Annotated in this window: 19 protein-coding genes and 6 pseudogenes; 10 read left to right on the top strand and 15 right to left on the bottom strand. The window is 55.2% G+C overall.

The genetic code is table 11. From position 1 onward, the window contains the following. Positions 1 to 295: 295 nt before the first annotated feature. Positions 296 to 1,074: pseudogene (locus tag ACYJRZ_RS25685) on the top strand (IS5 family transposase). Here ACYJRZ_RS25685 and ACYJRZ_RS25680 read toward each other — a convergent pair. The 11 genes and pseudogenes from ACYJRZ_RS25680 to ACYJRZ_RS25630 all read right to left on the bottom strand — a co-directional run bounded on the left by ACYJRZ_RS25680 (position 1,055) and on the right by ACYJRZ_RS25630 (position 9,232). Beyond that, positions 1,055 to 1,399 carry a hypothetical protein gene (locus tag ACYJRZ_RS25680; RefSeq protein WP_459463662.1) on the bottom strand — a complete coding sequence of 115 codons (345 nt, stop codon included), beginning with the start codon at positions 1,397 to 1,399 and terminating at the stop codon, positions 1,055 to 1,057. The pseudogene ACYJRZ_RS25685 and the gene ACYJRZ_RS25680 overlap by 20 nt on opposite strands. A 143-nt stretch (positions 1,400 to 1,542) precedes the next feature. Then, positions 1,543 to 1,764, bottom strand: a complete 222-nt coding sequence (locus ACYJRZ_RS25675) for a hypothetical protein (RefSeq protein WP_459463661.1) — start codon at positions 1,762 to 1,764, stop codon at positions 1,543 to 1,545. A 95-nt stretch (positions 1,765 to 1,859) separates the two neighbouring features. Next, the gene (locus ACYJRZ_RS25670; protein ID WP_459463660.1) at positions 1,860 to 2,576 is read right to left on the bottom strand and encodes a TfuA-like protein; all 717 of its coding nucleotides are present in this window, start codon (positions 2,574 to 2,576) and stop codon (positions 1,860 to 1,862) included. Then, positions 2,573 to 3,745: a YcaO-like family protein gene (locus ACYJRZ_RS25665; RefSeq protein WP_459463659.1), complete on the bottom strand. Its 1,173-nt coding sequence runs from the start codon at positions 3,743 to 3,745 to the stop codon at positions 2,573 to 2,575. Before ACYJRZ_RS25665 ends, ACYJRZ_RS25670 begins: the two co-directional genes overlap by 4 nt. Positions 3,746 to 3,758: 13 nt before the next feature. Further along, positions 3,759 to 3,977, bottom strand: coding sequence for a hypothetical protein (locus ACYJRZ_RS25660; RefSeq protein WP_459463658.1), 219 nt, complete (start codon positions 3,975 to 3,977; stop codon positions 3,759 to 3,761). Between the two features lie 12 nt (positions 3,978 to 3,989). Then, a complete protein-coding gene (locus ACYJRZ_RS25655) occupies positions 3,990 to 5,798 on the bottom strand; it encodes a hypothetical protein (RefSeq protein WP_459463657.1) in 1,809 nt (602 codons plus the stop codon). A gap of 9 nt (positions 5,799 to 5,807) precedes the next feature. Continuing rightward, entirely contained in the window at positions 5,808 to 6,248 is a 441-nt protein-coding gene (locus ACYJRZ_RS25650; RefSeq protein WP_459463656.1) for a helix-turn-helix domain-containing protein, read from the bottom strand. Positions 6,249 to 6,552: 304 nt separating this feature from the next. Then, positions 6,553 to 6,693, bottom strand: a pseudogene (locus tag ACYJRZ_RS25645) (cytochrome C); the annotation flags it as partial. 291 nt (positions 6,694 to 6,984) lie between these two features. Further along, on the bottom strand, positions 6,985 to 8,292 hold the full coding sequence (locus ACYJRZ_RS25640) for a PQQ-dependent sugar dehydrogenase (RefSeq protein ID WP_459463712.1): 1,308 nt from the start codon (positions 8,290 to 8,292) through the stop codon (positions 6,985 to 6,987). A gap of 20 nt (positions 8,293 to 8,312) precedes the next feature. Next, the gene (locus tag ACYJRZ_RS25635; RefSeq protein WP_459463655.1) at positions 8,313 to 8,762 is read right to left on the bottom strand and encodes a DUF2231 domain-containing protein; all 450 of its coding nucleotides are present in this window, start codon (positions 8,760 to 8,762) and stop codon (positions 8,313 to 8,315) included. A gap of 107 nt (positions 8,763 to 8,869) precedes the next feature. Further along, on the bottom strand, positions 8,870 to 9,232 hold the full coding sequence (locus ACYJRZ_RS25630) for a hypothetical protein (protein WP_459463654.1): 363 nt from the start codon (positions 9,230 to 9,232) through the stop codon (positions 8,870 to 8,872). Positions 9,233 to 9,491: 259 nt separating this feature from the next. Here ACYJRZ_RS25630 and ACYJRZ_RS25625 point away from each other — a divergent pair. Together ACYJRZ_RS25625 and ACYJRZ_RS25620 are read left to right on the top strand one after the other, a co-directional pair. Then, positions 9,492 to 9,695 (top strand): annotated as a pseudogene (locus tag ACYJRZ_RS25625) (hypothetical protein). A gap of 13 nt (positions 9,696 to 9,708) precedes the next feature. After that, complete coding sequence (locus ACYJRZ_RS25620; protein WP_459463653.1) at positions 9,709 to 10,854, top strand: DNA topoisomerase IB; 1,146 nt, start codon at positions 9,709 to 9,711, stop codon at positions 10,852 to 10,854. Positions 10,855 to 10,876: 22 nt separating this feature from the next. Here the strand turns inward: ACYJRZ_RS25620 and ACYJRZ_RS25615 are convergent. Both ACYJRZ_RS25615 and ACYJRZ_RS25610 read right to left on the bottom strand, forming a co-directional pair. Then, positions 10,877 to 11,014, bottom strand: a pseudogene (locus ACYJRZ_RS25615) (four-helix bundle copper-binding protein); the annotation flags it as partial. A 1-nt stretch (position 11,015) separates the two neighbouring features. Continuing rightward, positions 11,016 to 11,429 (bottom strand): HD domain-containing protein, encoded by a 414-nt coding sequence (locus ACYJRZ_RS25610; protein WP_459463652.1) that lies wholly within the window; start codon positions 11,427 to 11,429, stop codon positions 11,016 to 11,018. Here ACYJRZ_RS25610 and ACYJRZ_RS25605 point away from each other — a divergent pair. The 3 genes from ACYJRZ_RS25605 (at position 11,428) to ACYJRZ_RS25595 (ending at position 13,648) form a co-directional block, all read left to right on the top strand. Next, a complete protein-coding gene (locus ACYJRZ_RS25605) occupies positions 11,428 to 12,144 on the top strand; it encodes a hypothetical protein (RefSeq protein ID WP_459463651.1) in 717 nt (238 codons plus the stop codon). The genes ACYJRZ_RS25610 and ACYJRZ_RS25605 overlap by 2 nt on opposite strands. A gap of 64 nt (positions 12,145 to 12,208) precedes the next feature. Beyond that, positions 12,209 to 12,370: a DUF1328 domain-containing protein gene (locus ACYJRZ_RS25600; RefSeq protein WP_459463650.1), complete on the top strand. Its 162-nt coding sequence runs from the start codon at positions 12,209 to 12,211 to the stop codon at positions 12,368 to 12,370. Between the two features lie 183 nt (positions 12,371 to 12,553). Next, positions 12,554 to 13,648, top strand: coding sequence for a PAS domain S-box protein (locus ACYJRZ_RS25595; RefSeq protein ID WP_459463649.1), 1,095 nt, complete (start codon positions 12,554 to 12,556; stop codon positions 13,646 to 13,648). A 177-nt stretch (positions 13,649 to 13,825) separates the two neighbouring features. On the opposite strand, the gene ACYJRZ_RS25590 is transcribed toward ACYJRZ_RS25595, so the two are convergent. After that, the gene (locus tag ACYJRZ_RS25590) at positions 13,826 to 14,326 is read right to left on the bottom strand and encodes a YciE/YciF ferroxidase family protein (protein WP_459463648.1); all 501 of its coding nucleotides are present in this window, start codon (positions 14,324 to 14,326) and stop codon (positions 13,826 to 13,828) included. 97 nt (positions 14,327 to 14,423) lie between these two features. After that, positions 14,424 to 14,600: a hypothetical protein gene (locus ACYJRZ_RS25585; RefSeq protein ID WP_459463647.1), complete on the bottom strand. Its 177-nt coding sequence runs from the start codon at positions 14,598 to 14,600 to the stop codon at positions 14,424 to 14,426. A 634-nt stretch (positions 14,601 to 15,234) separates the two neighbouring features. Between ACYJRZ_RS25585 and ACYJRZ_RS25580 the strand changes: the two are divergent. The 4 genes and pseudogenes from ACYJRZ_RS25580 to ACYJRZ_RS25565 all read left to right on the top strand — a co-directional run. Continuing rightward, positions 15,235 to 15,530 (top strand): annotated as a pseudogene (locus ACYJRZ_RS25580) (sugar ABC transporter ATP-binding protein); the annotation flags it as partial. Positions 15,531 to 15,737: 207 nt separating this feature from the next. Next, positions 15,738 to 17,702, top strand: coding sequence for a putative bifunctional diguanylate cyclase/phosphodiesterase (locus tag ACYJRZ_RS25575; RefSeq protein WP_459463646.1), 1,965 nt, complete (start codon positions 15,738 to 15,740; stop codon positions 17,700 to 17,702). 52 nt (positions 17,703 to 17,754) lie between these two features. Next, positions 17,755 to 18,208 (top strand): annotated as a pseudogene (locus ACYJRZ_RS25570) (transposase). A gap of 232 nt (positions 18,209 to 18,440) precedes the next feature. Next, positions 18,441 to 18,647 (top strand): hypothetical protein, encoded by a 207-nt coding sequence (locus ACYJRZ_RS25565; RefSeq protein WP_459463645.1) that lies wholly within the window; start codon positions 18,441 to 18,443, stop codon positions 18,645 to 18,647. Positions 18,648 to 18,676: the final 29 nt, after the last annotated feature.

Here is an 18,676-nt window from a genome sequence, read left to right as displayed (position 1 = left end):
CTTCAGTCCTTCATTTATCGTCGCCCGAGGATAAATATCGAAATTGATTATTATTACGAAACTACATGTATATCTATTCACAAATAGAGCAAAATATCCAATTTTTATTTGTATATACAACTTCAAAGTCGATCTGAAGTGTAACGCAACTCTACCCGCCACTCTCTACTTCCCCTGGAAGCGACACCTTTGAAATGAAAAGCGGCAGCCGCTCTGGCACGTTAGGTCGTGTTGACGAGGGTGGATACGCCAATCGGCTGAAGCGTGATTCAAGATTGCTTTTTAGGAGGCAGTATTGGCGCGAGGCGATTTGAACGACGAGGAATGGCGTGTCATTGAGCCGTTCCTACCCGGAGAACGGCGACGCAAGTCGCGGCCCGCTCACGATAATCGGCGCGTTTTACACGGAATGCTGCATATCCTGCGCCTTGGCTGCCCGTGGCGCGACATGCACGAACGCTACGGCAAATAGAACTCTGTCTATGTCCGTTTCCGACGGTGGTCTGAGCAAGGCGTCTGGGACGCTCTGCTTGAGATCCTTGTGGAGCTTGGCTTAACCGACGACTGGCAGCATATGATCGACGCACGACCGTTCGGGGTCATTCGCAGGCTGCTGGCGAAAAAGGGGGACTGATAAGGAAGCTTTTTGGTCGATCACGCGGCGGCTTTACGACAAAAATCCACACCCGAGCAGACGGTCAGGGACGCCCTCTCGGCTTTATCCTGACCGGCGGTGCATCAAATTACAAGGCGGTTCCACAACGTCTTGCTATTCCCCTCAGCAGGCCATGCAAAATGCTGGCGGACAAGGGATATGATGCGGATGCAATCCGCGAAGAACTCCTGCTGCATGGCACTCGTCCTGTTATGCCATCGCGCTCGACGCGGAAGCGCCCACCTCCTTGCGATTACGTTGCATACAAAGACCGGAACCGCATCGAGCGCATGTTCAATAAGCTGAAGCAGTTCAGGCGCATCGCTACGCGCTATGACAAGACGAGGATGTCGTTTGCTGGCTTCCTGGCGTTGGCCTCAGCCAAATTCTGGTTGCCCTTCATTTGCGCACAGGCTTAGGGCGCTCTTTCTCCGCTCCCCAGAAAGAAAGCCGCGCGTCTGGCGCTTCCTTGTGAACCGCAATCTGCATATGAGCACGAAGCTCCTTGCGGAAACGTGAGGCGTTGCGTGCTCCCCATACGCCGACGAAGCAATCTCCGGACGCATCGTTCTTGAAGACTGCCGCCCCGCCAAAGGCCGAAGACAGGCCACCTTCGCCAATGACACCTCCGTTACCGTAAACTGCGACAACGCAATCCAGCGGCGCAACGCTGACCACTGTATCGCCGGATGGGGCGAAACCTGCGCTTCTGAAAAGGTAGACAGGACAAGGAGAAGTCATCATTCCCTGAGCATATCTCCGTCATCGGAGACCACAAGCGCCTGATGTAACTTTGTCAACACGACCTTAGTATTCTTCCAAGCAAACCAGACCTCTTGAAGTTTCCAATCGCCAAGCCGGCATCAGGTTTTCAGGAGGAGAGCCTGCTAGCAGTGACCATGGGTGTCACTGATAAGCCCGCTCAAATGTGCATTTGAGAGCACCGCGCTTTCGGTTTTCAAGACGGAAAGAAGAGCCTCTTGTGCTGCCTTTATCAAGAACACGGCCTGCGGTGTATCGAGCCCGCTGGCGATCTGACCGGCATACTGCATCATTTTGACAAGCGCCAAGATCTCGCAATGACGCTCATGACCCTCTAAATCAATCACTTTTCAGCCCCCAATAAAATGATTTCCTGAAATGAGATTGACATATTCCGATTGAGGAAGTGCGTTGCAAAAGCGTTGCACACGCAATGCCTGTATTAAGCAATCTGCAATATGCGGCAAAATTGCGGGTAGAGTTTGCGCCATAGCGGAGTTGCATTGAAAGACCAGTCTGCCATAACAGTCGATGATGGCGTCCCGGCAATTGCGCGCATCAGCTCCATGGCATCCCGGCGCTTCTGGTTAGTCCAGGCAGCGGCGACGAGAGTCCTCACTTGCTCTATGGCTATGCCGCTGGTTTCGGCAACACGCCTCCAGGTCCGGTCCTTGAAAAATAGACGCCGGGCTGCCTGGGAGAGCCGCAGAGCGACTTCTCCACCGATAACGCCTTGGTCAATTGCGGCTTCGATCGTCGCATCAATATTGACCAGCGGCACTGACAAGGCCGGATAACCTAGCTCCGCCGGGCCATGAAGGAGAGCGACGTCCGCATCCTCCACCCGACGTCCGGAAGCATAATCATTAAAGATCCGGCCGATGCCGACCATGCCGTAAGCCTGGCACTCCACCGCGCGGAGCGCTCCCATGCTGGCGGCCCCGAACACGGGAACGCCTCGGGACAGAGCAAAGAGCAGCTCCTTGTGCCAGACCGGCGCGACGAACTCGAACTGACCGTCGATGAGGCCGATGGCAACCGCGCCATCCTCAAGAGCTCTAACGACGTCGCCCTGACACGCCGGTGGCCTTATGACCATCGTATCGTCGGCGAACGCTTCAGCATCGGGCAGGCTCGGGCCTACAAAGATCACTTTCATAGGAAGCCCTTCGATAGTGCACGGCTGCCAAAGCGAATTCGGCGTCCTCCATCCGGATGCTCGAGTTGCGGCGCGAAAACCTTTGCGACCGATACCGGCAGCCATTCAGGTGCGAGCTCGATTGCATAAAGCTGGTCGATACCGCGTTCCGACAGAGCCTCGACAAGATGGCCGAGCCCATCTTGCGCGGACCCGATAGGCATCGATGGCAGTTCGTCGATGTTCGTCGTATATCGCGCCCGGAACGACAGCAGGTGGGCTGGATCAGCGCGGCGTGAGAACAATTCCGGCACAAGATCATCTCTGGCACCGGCGATGAAGGTCATCCGTGACTGCACGGCCTCGGAAATTGCCCGGGCTGCGGCCACATAGGGGGACAAGGATGCACCTGCCCCCATGGTCAAGTCGACATATCTGAGCGAACCGTCATCGCCTTTCGGCCGCAGCAACGCGACGACGGAGGCAACGGCCAGATCGCTCGTCACATCGAAAAGGGCGAGATCGAAATCAGCAGAGAAAATCTTCTCCAGCATCTCGCTGATATCGTCATCTTCGATGCTGCATGGATCTATCCGGCGCGCATATCGGCGCGCCGGCCCGACAACGTTCCAGAGGACGCAGGCATCCCGCTCTATCCGTTCCAGCAACCCGTGTAGGACCGCCTCGTGCCAAGTGTTGCCGGATGCCAACCCATCCGACGATATCCAAAAGCGCGGACTGACCTGGGTTCGGTCAAGATGAATGGCATCGAAAGGTAGGAATATCGCGGCATTCTTCACCAAATCGAGTGCCTGAGACCATCTAGTCTGTTCGCCAGCCTCTATTGGCTGAGCACCAACCGCCAGCAGACCATTTAAACAATTCGTTGCATGGCCGCTCGAGGTAAGATCGTCTTGAGTTGCCATAAGCGTTGAACAGTAAGGCTGGGTGGCCACCGAACGCTCGATCGCTTCCATGACAGCGGATGTTTTCGCGGAAATGTCGTCCAGACCTTTGCCCTGAGCGATGACGATTGCCCGGGAATTCGGGGCGTAGGCACACCAGACCGGAATACCTATTCGGTCGAGTTCGGTCTGGCGGCCAACACGGGTTATGCCGAATCGTCCCAGGCAGGGCGAAACCCTCGAAAGGGTTTCATCCGGAGGGCAAGCTCTAAAGCTGTTTGACACCGATCACCGAGCATTAACCTTCAAGGAGGCCTGATGCCACGCCGTCAGCCGACGTCAATGCTACAGCAAAATCGACATCTTTCTGCACTCTGATCCCTTTCGCTCGCCAGGCTTCCGCCGTCGCCAATTCGCCCTTCAGCGGCTGCGTGTAGCGAACGACGGTCCCCTGCTGGAGATCTGCCAGCCAAAGACCGTCTTCACCATCGATGCCAATCAGAACTGCGCCTGCCATAATCTCATCCTTTCAAAAACCGGCCTTCAATAGACCTTCCCTGTAACGCTCTGTCTGCCATTTCTCTTTGAGTGGGACCATGGCAAGCCATGCGTTGAGATCGAAATTCGGGTTGTCGCGCAAGGTGCGCTGTCGATACGTCTTCGCCTTGGCAAGGTCACCCAACATCGCCCAACTTGCCGCAGCCAGCCTGCTTGCCGGTCCTGGGTCCCTCATCCTGTCCAGATAGGTTAGTGCTCCTGTATATTCCCCAAGAAGATAGCTGGCTCCTGCGGCGGTCCAATAATAGTAGTCCGGCGCAAGCGGATTAAGATCAAGGGCGGTGACAACCTTCTCCAATGCCGCTTTCGGATTGGCGCCATGGGTAAGACTGTCGGCATGACTGCAGATCACGTCCGCATAATGCGGGCTAAGCTCCTCGGCATTCGACAGCGCCTCGAGGCTGCCGTCGATATTTCCGCGATAGAGCCGAGCGACGCCAATTTCCTTGAAACCGCCGGCAAACCGACTGTCGTCGCGGATTGCGTCCGCCGCCATCTTTTCCGCCTGATTCAACAGATCGCCATCGCCTCGGGCCGTCAGAACCCATTCCATCGTCAAGGTTCTGGCGATGCCCGCAAGTGCCGCCGCGAAACCGCGCTCGTGCTCAAGAGCTTCCCTGAAATGCTTACGCGCGCGGCGGACATTCTGAAGGCCCAGACGGGACAGGCATTGCACGCCCTCAAGATAGGCAAAATAGGCCTGAGGCTTGCAGCTGAAATCAGAAACTATGTGGTGGAAGGCGCCTACACGTTCGATGATGGAGTGCTGTATCGCAGTGGCGATCTCGTTGCGATGCTCCGTTATGGCCGCGCTATCCAATTGAACGCGCGTTGCCCAGACAATTTCGTCGCGCGGCATGAAAATCAGCTGCGCAAAAAGACTGTCGCCAGTCCTCTTCGTATCGAGCGCGTAGACCACATTATGTTGCCTGAGAAGCCCCGCCTTGTCGTTGGAAGACCGGATCTGCTCGGCCGTGTAGGGAGCGACCACGGAGACGCTTCGATCGACGCAAAGGCTGATCGTGAGGTCTTCAATGACCGCGTTGGCAACCGAGCCGGCTCGCTCTGCTGCCTCCAGCGTCTCGGGAGGAAGCAGGGCGATACGGGGCACTCTGCTGTCGGCGGAGAGCGGAATCGTGTCTTCAACCGGGTGGCTTGAAGTCGGATCTTTCGTTTCGCCGATCACCTGAATGTAAGAGGTGATTTTCTCACCAAGCGCTATCCTGACCTCATCATCGGAGTGATCCCGGTCCAACAGAAGCGCGGCTGCACGCTTCAATTCACCGCGATATCGGGGCGACGAGGGTTCATTTAGCGCCTTGAAGAATTCGGTTCGCAGCTCTCCTGCAAGCCGTGCGCGCACGTCGCGTACCCAGACGGCCACGGCTGTAGAGCCGCTGCCGTAAATGGGTAGAAAATTCTTGGCAACCGCATCGCTAAGGGCGCCAAGCTTGGCAACGCCCGATGTATTTTCGATAGTATCCAGATCGCAGCGCAGCGCGTCGAAATTCAAAGCGATGTTCGCAGCGACGCCGCTGATCAGCGGCTTGGGGGATTCGGACGTCGCAGTCGCCAAACGCAGCAGGGTCGATCTCAAGTTGACGCCGGCTGCCTGAAGATTGCTTGACCACAGAAATGCTGCCAACTCCTTGCGTGGTATCGATTGCCGACAATCGTAGAGATAGGCAAGCATGAGCAGCGCCTGTTTTGGCACATTCACGCGATCGCCCTTCTCATCGTAAAGGGCGCAGCTACCGAGGGTCGTTAAATGAAATGTCATTTTACCAGATCAATGCTCACTGCCAGATTCGCTTGATTGCACAAAGGCGAGGATCTTCGCGCGCAACCGCTTGTCCATGATCCCCGATAAGGCTGTTCGCAGAACGGCCTTATGGTGTGTCGCAAGTCGAAAACCAGCTAGCACCTCCTTGGAAGTAGGAGCGTCGTCCGATCCGCTTTCGAAGAAAAACATGATTGGGACATCGAGAATTTCCGAAATATTCAGAAGCCGACTGGCGCTGATTTTTTCGAAGCCGCATTCGTATTTCTCGAGCTCTTGAGCTCTTATGCGAAGCTTCTCGGCCAATACATCTTGAGTAATTGACAACTCCTCCCGGCGCAGCCGGATGCGCAATCCAATTTCGACATCGATTGCATCCGGTCTTTTGTTCATAAAGAAACCGTGAGAAGAAAAACTAACGTCATGTTCGCAGGTTTTTTTCGATTTCACAATCTTCCAGTAAAGCGCTCAAGATCAATTTTACATAATGTCAGGAGTTTCCGATCCGCTATATTAGACTAGCGCCAATTCGGAAGCCTTAGGCAGCATCGCACAGCAGCACATTCTTCTCGACAAATCCGAAAATTTCTTCGAGGACGCCTGTTTCCCGATGTGGCTTGCATTTAACATCGGGCCAATAATTTCAATATGATAGCGTGCACTTAGCTCGATACTGGCAGTTAATTGATGCGGCGATGGGTTGCCGATCGGAGGTCCAGGAAGGTTGCAGCTACCACGTGTCGCGACCGATAGCTTAGTGGTTCATCCTGAACCTTGAGTGGCAAGTCGTGCAGGTCTGCATCATCAAGTGAAAGATATGCTCGGCGAGAGTGGATGACAATCGCGCCTTGCTTTGGACGTGAGTCCCGAACGGGCCGCCGCCCATCGCCTTGCCGTGGTCAACCGCAACAAACGCCTTGTCGGCATACTGTCTTTGGCTAATATTGCGGTAAAGCCAGCGATGACGCCGCCGGACCAGCGCTTACGGGAATTTCGAGACATCGAGGCAGATACTTGCAAACCAGCGTCTGGTCGGACGAGCTGCCAATTTCCAGATGGTCGTCCGCCCCGACAATCTGGCGGTCGATCGATTATTGCTGAACTGCAAATCGCAGCCTGACGACGCATCAACATTCAAGATTTGATGCCCACACTTCGCACCCAGACATTGCCGTTTCGCGAGTGATCACGGCGCTGCGGCGCTGACGCGCCAAACCGTGTTGCCGACATCGTCTGCAATTAGGAGGGCGCCGGCATTGTCAACCGCCAGGCCCACCGGGCGCCCTCTTGCCTCGTTATCGCCGTTCAGAAAGCCCGTCACGACGTCTTGCGGCAGACCTTTCGGCTGGCCGCCTGCGAAAGATATGAAGATCACCTTGTATCCGTTAAATTCGTAACGATTCCAGCTCCCGTGCTCGCCGACGAACGCACCACCGCGATAGGTCGCCGGCAGATTACCACCCGTATAGAAGACCATGCCGAGCGGCGCCACGTGCGAACTCAACGCATAATCGGGAACGATCGCTTTCTCAACCAGATCCGGCCTTTGCGGCATGACGCGGGGATCGATATTTTTGCCGAAATAGCTGTAGGGCCAGCCATAAAAACCGCCTTCCCTCACGGAGGTCATATAATCTGGCACGAGGTTGGGGCCAAGTTCGTCGCGCTCGTTGACGACGGTCCAGAGGACATGTGTTTCGGGCTGCCAGGACAGGCCGTTCGGGTTTCTGAGGCCATATGCGAAAATGCGATGACGTCCGGTGGACCTATCAATCTCCCATATGGAGGCTCGATCCATCTCGGCTTGAATACCGTTTTCCGTGATGTTGCTGTTTGATCCCACACCGGCGTAAAGCAGCGATCCATCCGGACTGGCCACAAGGCTCTTGGTCCAGTGGTGATCGATCGGGCCGCCTGGTAGATCGGTCAGCTTCGTTCCAGGCTCAGGAATGCTTGTCTCCCCGGTCTTGTATGGGTAGCGCATGATCTTGTCCGTCTCCGCGACGTAGAGATCGCTGCCGACGAGGGCGACGCCGAAAGGAGAATTGAGGTGGTCGAGAAAGACGCTCTTCGTTTCTGCAACACCATCGCCATCGGCATCGCGCAGCAGGGTAATGCGATTGCTTCCCTCGTTGCTGCCCGCGGACGTCGCCATTGCCTCGATCCATCCCATGATCAGATCCTTCGGCCGTTTGATCGAAGCTTCGGGCGGCGCGACGGATTCCACCGCTAGAACGTCACCGTTCGGCAGCACATAGATCGAACGCGGATGTTTCAACGCTGTAGCAAGTGCCTTGATCTGCAATCCTTTCGCGACCTCCGGCCGTTCGCCGTTTTGCCAGCCGACGACCCTGGCGACATGCATCGGTGGAAAAAGATATTGTGTCTGGGCCGGCAGCGTTGGATTCGGTCCGATCTGACCGGTCGGATCCTCTTCCTTACCGCTGCAGCCGGAAAGAATGGAGATTGCGCCAAGGACAAGGACTGCAGTCATCGTCTCTCTCGTCTTGAAGATCATGGTTCGACTTCCTGGTTTTCGTAATCGATCATCGCCCAGCCTATCCAGCTGCTGAAAAGGATGAGAACGACGGTCACGGCGGAAAGGAGGAGTCCCATGGGAACGACGGAAGTCCAAGCGTCACGGCAATGAACCAGCGTGTTAAAGAATGAAACGATAAGGATAAGAGCATTGCAGATCACATAAGGCCATATTCGCCCTTGCATCGAGGAAAGGCGGCGGGCGAAAGCATCGACAGCTGCAGCGATGATCGCGACCAAGCCGAACAAGAGACCGACGGCCAGTAACCACGCGGATGCATCCGCCCACATCATTTCGGCGGATTTCCAATAAGCCAAATCCGTTGCCAACGCGCCAACGAAGCAGACCATCGGAATTGGAACGAGAAGAGCGTGAAAAGGGCGATATGAAGCGTGACGCATCACCTGAGGATCTCGATCGATCATGCCGTCGTCTCCAATATGCCCGCGGAATATGCCCGCGGAAACGGCTATCCAACTTTCGCCGATCTGCTTTGTTCCGGACGCGATTAAGGGTAGATTCCAGATGAATCTCAGAGCCGAAACGCGAGCGTGGGGAAAAGCCGCCGTTCAAGCTGAATCCCCAGCGAGCTTTTCGATTTCGATAAGCGGAATTCTTTCCAAAGGCTGTTCGATTTGCCGCTCTTCCGGTTGGGGATCGTCACCGCCATCAGGGCGACGTCCATCGAGCACGAGTACGCAAAGCTGTGCGAACGTGTAGAATGACGGCGCGGGTTCGTGTTACCGCGTATGAATCGATGACGCTGCACCAAGCAGCGGAGCAGGCTCGCCGGGATGGAGCTGAAGGCGAAATAGATGGCGATAACGCAGGCAAGAACGAAAATCGTCGCAACGAAGATCATCATGCGCCGACGTGCTTGCGGCTGATTATCCATTTGGCCTCCTCGCGAGCGTCTCGCCCGCGCCCCAAGCGCGGTCATTTTCTCGGCATCACATCACGGTCGCTCTAGCAACAAGGCCAAACGAAAACTGGAATTGAAAGTTTCATCCCTGCCTGACGCCACCCGTGTGATGACCCAATCGCTCAGCTTTGTCCAAGCCGAAAGGAACAATGCGCCGCGCGGACGGTTTCCTTGGCAAAAGCGAGACGTCAGGATGATCTGACGCATCGAACCGCCCGAAAGGAAACCCGCGATGAAACATCAGCAGCCACGCGACGGCGCACCCGGGACCACGGATCAATAACCGCGATGGGAGGGACCCGCCGGATCGAGGCCGGCCGGATATCTTCCCGCCAAGGATGGTGGTGAAAAGGCGCGCGATGCACATGGCGAGAATGTGGACCATCCCCGTAAGCGCCGTGTCTCCGACGCGTTGAAACAGAAGGGCGACGATTGACGGCGGTGCATAGGTGAAAACGGAGGCCATTATCCCCGGTGAACTCGGAGACGCAACGACGGCGGAAGGCTGCTTCGAGCGGGATTCGGTGGACCATACCCAAAAGGATCGCTCCGGTAAGCAGATTGACAATCATTCTGCCTCAGGAAACGAAGAGATCGTCTATCTGGCAGGTCTTGAGACGGGCATAACCCGTAAAAGGAGCGGCGCAGGTTTCGCCTATTATGATCCACGGGGACAAAGAATAACCGACCCGAAAGAGCTCCATCGGCTATCCGCTCTCGCCATACCACCCGCTTATACGGATGTGATCATATCGCCGGATCCGAACAGCCATCTGCAGGCGGTCGGCCGGGATGTCCGAGGGCGCAAGCAATATCGTTATCATCCAGGCTGGATCGCCATCCGTGAAAGTCAGAAATTTGCGCAGCTGGCTGAGTTTGGACGGTCGCTGCCGGCCATCCGCAAGCGTGTCGACGCCGACCTCCGGCGACGCAAGCCGAGCTTGACTAAGGCGCTTGCAACGGTGGTCTCGCTGATGGACAATCTCTTCATCCGTATCGGCAACGAAATCTATGCGCTTGAAAATGGTTCCTATGGCCTGACAACGCTGCGCGGCCGCCATGTCAAGGCGATCGGATCACATCTACAATTCCGCTTCAAGGGCAAGTCCGGCAAGGAATGGCGCCTCGATATCACCGACAGGCGGATCATACGCGCCGTTCGCATGCTTCAGGAACTGCCCGGGCAGCATTTATTTCAATATGCCGACGAGAACGGGCATATCCATCCGATCCGGTCGCAGGACGTCAATGCCTATATTCGTGAAACAACGAACCGCGACTTCAGCTCGCGTCAATTTCGCATATGGGGAGCCACATGCATGGCGGCGAAGGCGCTTTCGGCAATTAAGCCGGCGGACGCGGCACGAGAAAGGGCAAGGCAAATCAATGGCGTCATCGACAGTGTCGCCGCCAAATTGGTGAACACACGCGCCGTCTGTCGCAGTTCCTATATCCACCCTCGCGTGGTGGAGGATTTCGACAACGGCCGTCTAGCCGAGATCACCAAAATAGGCGCGCGAAAAAGGTCGGCCATTCTCAAATGGATGGATGAGGACGAATTGGCGGTGCTGCGCTGGCTGGAAGCGATGGGTTGAGCGGTCCCAGCGATTTTGATCCTCACGCCGCCATTTGTCGGCAGCTTCCGGCACATTGACGGTAACTGTCGACGCAATCCGCCATGTCGCCGATGCGCTCGCAATCATCGGCGCATTCAAGGCAGATCTCCACACATTCGCGGCACAGAGGAGGATGATGGCTACGCAATGTTTCGAGCCAACATCTGCAAACCGCGCTGATATTTCTCGCCGCTTTTGCCGATTTGCTCGATTTGCCAGAGATTGTCCTCCAGATTGGCCTTTTTCACCGGCAGTGCCAATGCATTCGACGTCGCCCGCATGACGAATTCGTCATACGGCTCGTTCGATCGCCGCGTCAACGCGTCCACGGCCGAGACAATTCTCGGAGGAAAACCCTCTTCTCGCAATCGATCGAGCGTCCATCCCCTTCCTTTCTCGACGACATCGTGAAGATAGGCGACGGTGCGGGCATCATCCCCGGAAACGGGAAGTGCGATCCGCTGGCAATGCGCGAAAAAAGGGCGTCCCGTCTTATCGGTTTGCCCTTCATGCGCCTCGAGCGCAATCTGTATGGCTTGGTCAAGGTGCTTCATGACATTCAACGCATCGAGTTATCGCGGATGCTTCCCCGAAATCAATGAACCAAGCTCAAAACTGATTGTTCCCCTTCCCCGCCGCAGCGCCGGGGCCACAATTCATTCTCGCAATTCGCCCTGCCATGCTGATGCCGAATTTTTCTGGTTTTGGCTTCCCCCGATTTTGGAAAGGCGCAGCATGGAATTCATCAATCGTTATGTCGATCGACCATTACTTGAATGTGGAGCGACGGCGCTGCGGACATGGCACCAACACACAGGCCAATCGCCGCAGAAACTTGCGCCTTTCTGGAATCTCTTCGTCATTTTGTTGCTTCTATCCGCAAGCAACCTCTTCTTAGCGAGCACCGCCTACGGGCTGACTTTCGCCGCCCTGCTGATGCTCTCCATTCCGTCGCTCCGGGTCCTGGTTTTTGGTCGCACCACAAAGACTTACGACATCCGTGCCTATCGTGCGCTGGCTGCCATTGCGGTTCGCAAGCGCGAAGCCGAATGGGCCGTTCGCCTGACGGTGCTGTTCACCTCGGTCCTCTTCCCATTCTGCGTGCAAACCAACGATCAGACGACGGCATTGTTTCTCCTCGGCGCCAGTCTGTGGTTTGCACTCATCGTGCCGGTAAGACTGTATCTGGAAGCCGCCGAACCGCCGCCACCGGCTGATGGTAGCAGCAAGGCTTATTTGCAAGACGCGAAGTTTGCCGCTCAAACCTAATTACCAACGGTGGAACAAACTCATAGCTGCCCCGTTCTCCATTTAGGAACAAATGGAGAGTAAGATGCTTTATTATGCGTTGGTATTTCTGGTCGTAGCCCTGATCGCGGGTGCCCTTGGATTTGGCGGTATTGCCGGCGCGTCGGCATCAATTGCTCAGGTGCTATTCTTCATCTTCCTGCTATTCTTCATTGTCTCCCTGGTCATGAATGTGATGAGGCGTTAGGGCACGAGCAAGCGGAAATGGTTTCCGTCTCCTTGGCGCGAAAACCGAATGCCTCGCTCCCGCATAAGCTGCGCATGAAGGCCCCTTGCGTGCGGCAGCCAGCTACCCCATCTCCGTAGGTATCCAAAAAATACAGGAGATCGTGGTTCACCAAGAATGGTGGACGGAAACGGGAGACAGCGAATGCGTGAAGAGGCATCTGATCTATTGAAATCGACGGATTTCCAACAAGATGCGGCAACGACTTCCTCATCACCAAACGCAGTCGTCCCGCCTGCGGAACCCGCCGACACCGACGCGCCTTTGGCGCAGGCGCTGCTCGCGGCCATCGTCGAGAGCTCCGACGACGCAATCATCAGCAAATCTCTCACCGGACACATCACCAGCTGGAACCGAAGCGCCGAACGGCTTTTCGGATATACCGCGGCCGAAGTGATGGGACAGCACATTTCCATTATCATCCCGGACGATCGGCTGCATGAAGAAGATGTCATCATCGCCAGCATTCGCGGCGGAAAGAGGATTGAACATTATGAAACCGTCCGCCGCCGGAAGGATGGAACCTTGATAGATATCTCACTGACGGTTTCTCCGGTTCGCGACAGCCACGGCGATATCGTCGGAGCTTCGAAAGTCGCTCGTGACATTTCCGAGCGCAAGCGCGCGGCAGAACGCCAGGTCCTTCTGCTTCGGGAAATGAACCACAGAATCAAGAATATCTTCGCTATTGCGAACGCAGTGGTCGGCTTGAGCGAGCGCACGGCAACAACAGTCCACGAACTTGCACGCGACGTGCGAGCCCGCATAAGCGCATTGGCAATCGCAAACGAGCTGACGCTTCCCGATGTTGGACACGCTGTGAGCTATCAGTCGCAGGAAACGACGGTTTTTGCGCTCGTCAAGGCTCTCTTTGCCGCCCATCAAGTCGATGGCGTGGAGCGTGTCTCCATTAGAGGTCAAGATGTCCCGGTGCGGGGGAACATGTTGACGTCGCTTGCCTTGCTCCTGCACGAATTCTCCACGAACGCGACGAAGTACGGCGCCTTATCGGCACCAGAGGGCCGCATCGAAATCGAGGTGCGCAACGACACGGACTTCTCGCTTATCTGGAGGGAAATCGGAGGGCCTGCCGTCCATCAACCCGATGGCTCCGGTGGCTTTGGTTCGCAGCTCGAAGAAGCGACAATCAGGTCGCTGCAGGGATCCATCGACCGCGAGTGGAATCCGACGGGACTGAAAATTTTCTTGCGAATTTCCTCCGCTGTCTTGCTTCGTTAGATGCAATTCCAGGCAAAGCATGCAGCGCCCTTCCGTCTGGAGTTGCGTAAAAGCAATAAGATAGTAGGGCATAGAGATTCTGTGAAAAACTGTGCCGCTCCGCCAGAATGCTATCATGTTTGATCCCGAGCGATGCGTTGCCGAGGCAGCGCATCGCTCGGAAATGCGGCCAAGTTTCTACGCGGCTTTTTTCGCCTTTGCGTTCGCCGCCGTTTCTGCAAGCTTGGTCAGCTTCTGGTCGGTCGCTTTTTCTTCTGCGAGCGTCTGCTGAAGAAGAGGCACCGCGTCCTTCAACCCGAGTTGCTTTGCCCATTCGACAAGGGTGCCGTAGCGAGCAATTTCATAGTGCTCGACAGCCTGCGCAGAAGAGATCAGGCCTGCGTCGAGAACGGACGTACCCTTGAACTCTTCGGTGATCTCGTCGGCTTCGGCTATGATGCCCTGGATCGCCTCGCATGTCTTGCCCCGTGCCGGCTTCCCAAGCATTTCGAAGATCTGCTCCAGGCGCTCGACATGACCCTGCGTTTCATCGCGGTGATGCAGAAAGCCTTGCTTGCCTTCCTCTGCCTGCGCCGCGCGCGCCATCTTGGGCAGAGCCTTGAGAATTTGCTTCTCGGCGTAGTATATGTCTTTCAGAGTATCCAGGAACAGATCGTTCAATGTCTTCTCGGATGCCATTGTTTCCTCCAACGATTATCGGTGAGTTCTTTCGGGCGGCTAGCTTACTGCCGCCCTCAGAGAAAGACCGCCTGCGCGGCATTGCATGAAAACTGAATCACGAGTTCTTATGACTCTGCTGGCCGGCCTTCACATGTTGTTCATGACTGCCACCACGCGTTCCCTCTTTTGACTGTTCGTTCCGAGACGAAGCCTGCTGCTTCGCGCCGGTATTCTTGTGGCTTTGCTGGCCAGCTTTGACATGCTGATCATGTGAACCGCCTTGAGTTGCCATGTTCTTTCTCCTTGGCTTGATTGCGAGGCCTTAGTTGGTCTCGACTTCCAAACAGACGGATTAGGCTTTGGTTCCGCCAAGACTTTCAAAAAATGCCATCTTCCTATTTCGCTAATTAATGCAAGCGATATGGGGCAGTGGTCTTTTCCATCTCGATAACTTCGTTCTCAATGAGCTGCGTATTCGTTATCACGAGAAATACCTGCCCGATGACATTCGGCGCCAGGCATCCCGATGAAAATTCCAGCTTTGGATCCTTTCAGCAAGTTGAATGGAAGCGAACAGCCAGACCGCGTGTTCCTGAGATCTCACGTCCCCGAGATATGTGGAACCAATTGTTCTACTCTTTGTTCGATTTGGCTTCCAGAAAATGCAAGACCCATGCGGATGACCGGCAGCCCAAGAGGTTCTCCCAAAATACGAGCTTATGATGGTAGCCTTTGCTTGGATTAGCTTTCGCACCCCACCGGCGTGGCGGCGCCGGCGTCAGACCTCGTGATCCGGGAATGGCCTAAGTGGAAATAGATCATTGTTACAAAATGCGACGCGGCTCACGTTCTCCGCACTCCGCTTCTGCGGCGTACGTCTGCAAAAGCAGCCGGCCGCCCGCATCAAGCAGCGCTTGCAAGCGACCGCCGAGACCCTCGATCTCGTGCCTTATCTCGACCGCTATCCGCGTCAACTTTCCGGCGGCCAGCGCCAGCGCGTCGCCATGGGCCGGCAATCGTCCGCTCGCCGCAGGACTTCCTGTTCGATAAGCCGCTGTCCAACCTCCACGCCAAGCTGCGTGTACAAATGCGTAAAGAAATCAGGGAGCTGCATCAGCGACTCAATACGACGACCATCTATGTAACCCACGACCAGGTGGAAGCCATGACCATGGCCGACAAGATCGCGGTTATGCAGGGCGGCCATATCGAGCAGATCGGCATAGGTCCAAAAGCACATATTTATTCTATTAAACCTTGCTCCTGGGGATAATAAAACATCTTGAATAAGAAAAACTCCCGTTTCGATTGGCTTAAAACCGCGCGCATCCGAAAGTTGTATTAATTCTTTTGTGATTAACTATATGTATTTCAAATAACGTAATGACCAATATGCCATGAATTGCGCCATTATGCTGTGAGCTGCACAATGGAAATACTAAATATCAAACAAAGCCTGCTGGACTTCATGTCCGTTCGATCGGATAATCCAGACCTGCTGAAGGCTCAGTACCACGCCTTCACCCGGCAGATGCCGATGATGTATTTCATCCTGATCTCGAGCACTTGGGCGCTTTCCATTACCCATATGCAGTCAGCACCGATTTGGCTCACTTTTGGCATTCCCGCACTTTTCACGCTCGGCTGTACGCTGAGGATCGGATTCTGGTGGAGAACGCGGAATGCTGAGCCCGGGCCAGACGTGGCTTACGCCGCGCTCGCACGCACCAACCGTCTGGCAGTCGGCATTCCCATTGCATTTACTGTTTGGTCGTTTTTGCTGGTGCCTTACGGCGATGCATATGCGCAATCTCACGTTGCCTTCTATATGGCGATCACCGTTATCTCCTGCATTTTCTGTCTGATGTATGTGCGTTCGGCAGCATTCATAGTGACTGTGATTGTCAATGGAGCGTTCATTGTATTTTTCATCGCATCCAGGCAGCCGACCTTTATTGCCATAGCGGTCAATGTGGCGCTGGTCTGCGCTGGCATGATGTCGATTCTCCTGACCAATTACCGCAATTTCGAGCGTATGGTTATCGCGCAACAACGCACGGAAGCGCTTGGCAATGAAAACCTTTTGCTTGCGAATATCGACAGTCTGACGGACCTACCCAACCGCCGCGCGTTTTTTGCGCATCTGGAAACTGAATTCCAAAAGGCCAAAGCCGAGAACACCAGACTGGCCTTGGGAGTCATTGATCTTGACGGCTTCAAGCCGGTCAACGACCTTTACGGACATTCGGCGGGAGATAAACTGCTAATTGACGTCAGCAGCCGCCTGACGGCCAGTTTGAAAGCTAGTCGAGCATTTCGATTGGGCGGTGACGAGTTTGCAATTGTCGCGCCGCTCGCGCCTGACGATACTCTGCTTGTAACAAACGCCAATGCCATTTCCGAAGGGCTAAGGGCACCCTATCATCTGCCGGAAGGAACGATGCACATATCCGCGTCGATGGGAATAGCTGTCTTTCCAAACCTCGCTTCTACGCTGGAGGAGCTGTTCGACAGGGCGGATTACGCGCTTTACCATGCCAAGAGAACACGCCGCGGGGGCGCCGTCCTATTTGACGTCGAGCATGAAAAGCAAATTAATATTGAAGCACGCATTGAGCACCTACTCAAGCAAGCCAGGTTGGAAGACGAACTTTCCGTCGTGTTTCAGCCGATCGTGAATATAGATCACGGGCAAACGGTTGGCTTTGAAGCCTTGGCGCGCTGGCACAGCCCAGTCCTCGGACACGTGGCGCCCACGCAATTCTTCTCTATTGCCGAGCGGGCCGGCATCGTCGGTTCGCTGACACGTCCTCTACTTAAAAAGGCACTTGCTTTCGCATCGAAGTGGGAAAAATCCTTGCGCCTGTCATTCAATCTATCGGCCCACGATCTCAACTCCTGCGAAGGAGTGCTTTCATTGATCGCAATTATCGAGGGCAGCAGCTTTGACCCACGGCGCCTTGATCTTGAAATTACGGAAACGGCGTTTGCACATGATTTCGAGCAAATCAAATTGTCGGTGGAAATGCTACGACGCCTCGGTTGCGGCATTTCACTGGACGACTTCGGCACCGGCTACTCTAGCCTGACACGGTTGCATGCTCTTCCTCTCACTAAGATCAAGATCGATCGCAGCTTCGTTACAGACTTACACAAGAGACCCGCCAGCTATAAAATAGTGAAGTCTCTGCTCACTCTCAGCCGAGACATGGGTCTCGAATGCGTGGTTGAAGGTGTAGAAACACCGGAAGAGCTTGCCGCGCTTAAAGGATTGGGAGGTACGCTGGTTCAGGGCTACCTCTATTCACGACCACTCAGCGATAAAGATGCTGCCGAATGGTGTTTCAGCGCGCCACGGCAAGGCGGAACCTTAGCTGGGGTCGGGACCTATTAATCCGTTGCGTTGACTTCAAGGAGATGATTCAAGGCTGCAGGAGGATGCTGCCTTGTCTCATTTGTTGACGCTGGAACAGTTGTGCCGGATTGAGCCTTATTTTCCCTTGTCGCACGGGGTGCCGCGAGTAGACGATCGACGGGTTTTGAGCGGCATGCTGTTCGTAATCCGCAATGGCCTTCGATCGCGAGATGCCCCTGCAGACCGTGGTCCGCACAAAACCATCTACAACCGCCTAAGGCGGGGAACCAGCCTACAGTTCTGCAGCCTTCCGGCAAGCGCTTGTCGAGCGCGGCATCATGCCCTGTATTCCGCCTTCCGCGAAGCACAGCATCCAGCACAGCTATGACCGTAACCTTTATAGGCACCGGCACAGGATCGAGAACATGTTTGCACGCCTCAAGGACTGGCGTGGCATCTATACCCGCTACGACCGATGTGCCCACACCTTCTTATCCGCCATTGCCTTCGCTGCAGCATTCATATTCTGGATCAATGAGTCTTGACCCTAGCTGAGCCGCGGGCATTCTCGACACGTTTTCAAAGCCAAATGCGGGTTGACTTACAAAGAAGTGTAAGTTTTCCGTTCCGCCATCGCAAAGATCCCTCCGTACTTGGATCAGTAGAGCGCCCTCATTCACAAAGATTGATACCGGCGCGACACGGTGGCATGGTCGGAGGGTAGGCAAGCTCGTCCGCGACGCGGAATGGAGCAAGACACCAGGGAGAGCAAAAGCAATGGACGTCGATAAGGTTATTGCATTGGTTTCTGCAGCCGGGATCGAACTGACGGACAGACGCCGAACCAATTCAGATGATGGCTGGTCTCTCAACTTTGCCAATGGCGCCGAACTCACCGTCGGTGACGACGGCAAGATCAACGCCTCGGGCAAAGGTTCAGACGCGATCCTTAATCTACTCGACCTGAAGGCAAGCGGCACCTAGGGATCAAGGTCCCAGCGGCCACGGACTGC

This window comes from Rhizobium sp. No.120, assembly GCF_054558365.1.
The sequence above is the reverse complement of the archived record's forward strand: the minus strand, read 5'-3'. Positions and strand labels throughout refer to the sequence as shown.

Bases quoted from the DNA above. Each gene is read 5' to 3' on its own strand.
- ACYJRZ_RS25680 (WP_459463662.1), bottom strand. From the start codon at position 1,399: ATGATGACTTCTCCTTGTCCTGTCTACCTTTTCAGAAGCGCAGGTTTC.
- ACYJRZ_RS25670 (WP_459463660.1), bottom strand. From the start codon at position 2,576: ATGAAAGTGATCTTTGTAGGCCCGAGCCTGCCCGATGCTGAAGCGTTC.
- ACYJRZ_RS25660 (WP_459463658.1), bottom strand. From the start codon at position 3,977: ATGGCAGGCGCAGTTCTGATTGGCATCGATGGTGAAGACGGTCTTTGG.
- ACYJRZ_RS25655 (WP_459463657.1), bottom strand. From the start codon at position 5,798: ATGACATTTCATTTAACGACCCTCGGTAGCTGCGCCCTTTACGATGAG.
- ACYJRZ_RS25640 (WP_459463712.1), bottom strand. From the start codon at position 8,292: ATGACTGCAGTCCTTGTCCTTGGCGCAATCTCCATTCTTTCCGGCTGC.
- ACYJRZ_RS25635 (WP_459463655.1), bottom strand. From the start codon at position 8,762: ATGATCGATCGAGATCCTCAGGTGATGCGTCACGCTTCATATCGCCCT.
- ACYJRZ_RS25630 (WP_459463654.1), bottom strand. From the start codon at position 9,232: ATGGATAATCAGCCGCAAGCACGTCGGCGCATGATGATCTTCGTTGCG.
- ACYJRZ_RS25605 (WP_459463651.1), top strand. From the start codon at position 11,428: ATGACATTCAACGCATCGAGTTATCGCGGATGCTTCCCCGAAATCAAT.
- ACYJRZ_RS25610 (WP_459463652.1), bottom strand. From the start codon at position 11,429: ATGAAGCACCTTGACCAAGCCATACAGATTGCGCTCGAGGCGCATGAA.
- ACYJRZ_RS25600 (WP_459463650.1), top strand. From the start codon at position 12,209: ATGCTTTATTATGCGTTGGTATTTCTGGTCGTAGCCCTGATCGCGGGT.
- ACYJRZ_RS25595 (WP_459463649.1), top strand. From the start codon at position 12,554: ATGCGTGAAGAGGCATCTGATCTATTGAAATCGACGGATTTCCAACAA.
- ACYJRZ_RS25590 (WP_459463648.1), bottom strand. From the start codon at position 14,326: ATGGCATCCGAGAAGACATTGAACGATCTGTTCCTGGATACTCTGAAA.
- ACYJRZ_RS25585 (WP_459463647.1), bottom strand. From the start codon at position 14,600: ATGGCAACTCAAGGCGGTTCACATGATCAGCATGTCAAAGCTGGCCAG.
- ACYJRZ_RS25575 (WP_459463646.1), top strand. From the start codon at position 15,738: ATGGAAATACTAAATATCAAACAAAGCCTGCTGGACTTCATGTCCGTT.
- ACYJRZ_RS25565 (WP_459463645.1), top strand. From the start codon at position 18,441: ATGGACGTCGATAAGGTTATTGCATTGGTTTCTGCAGCCGGGATCGAA.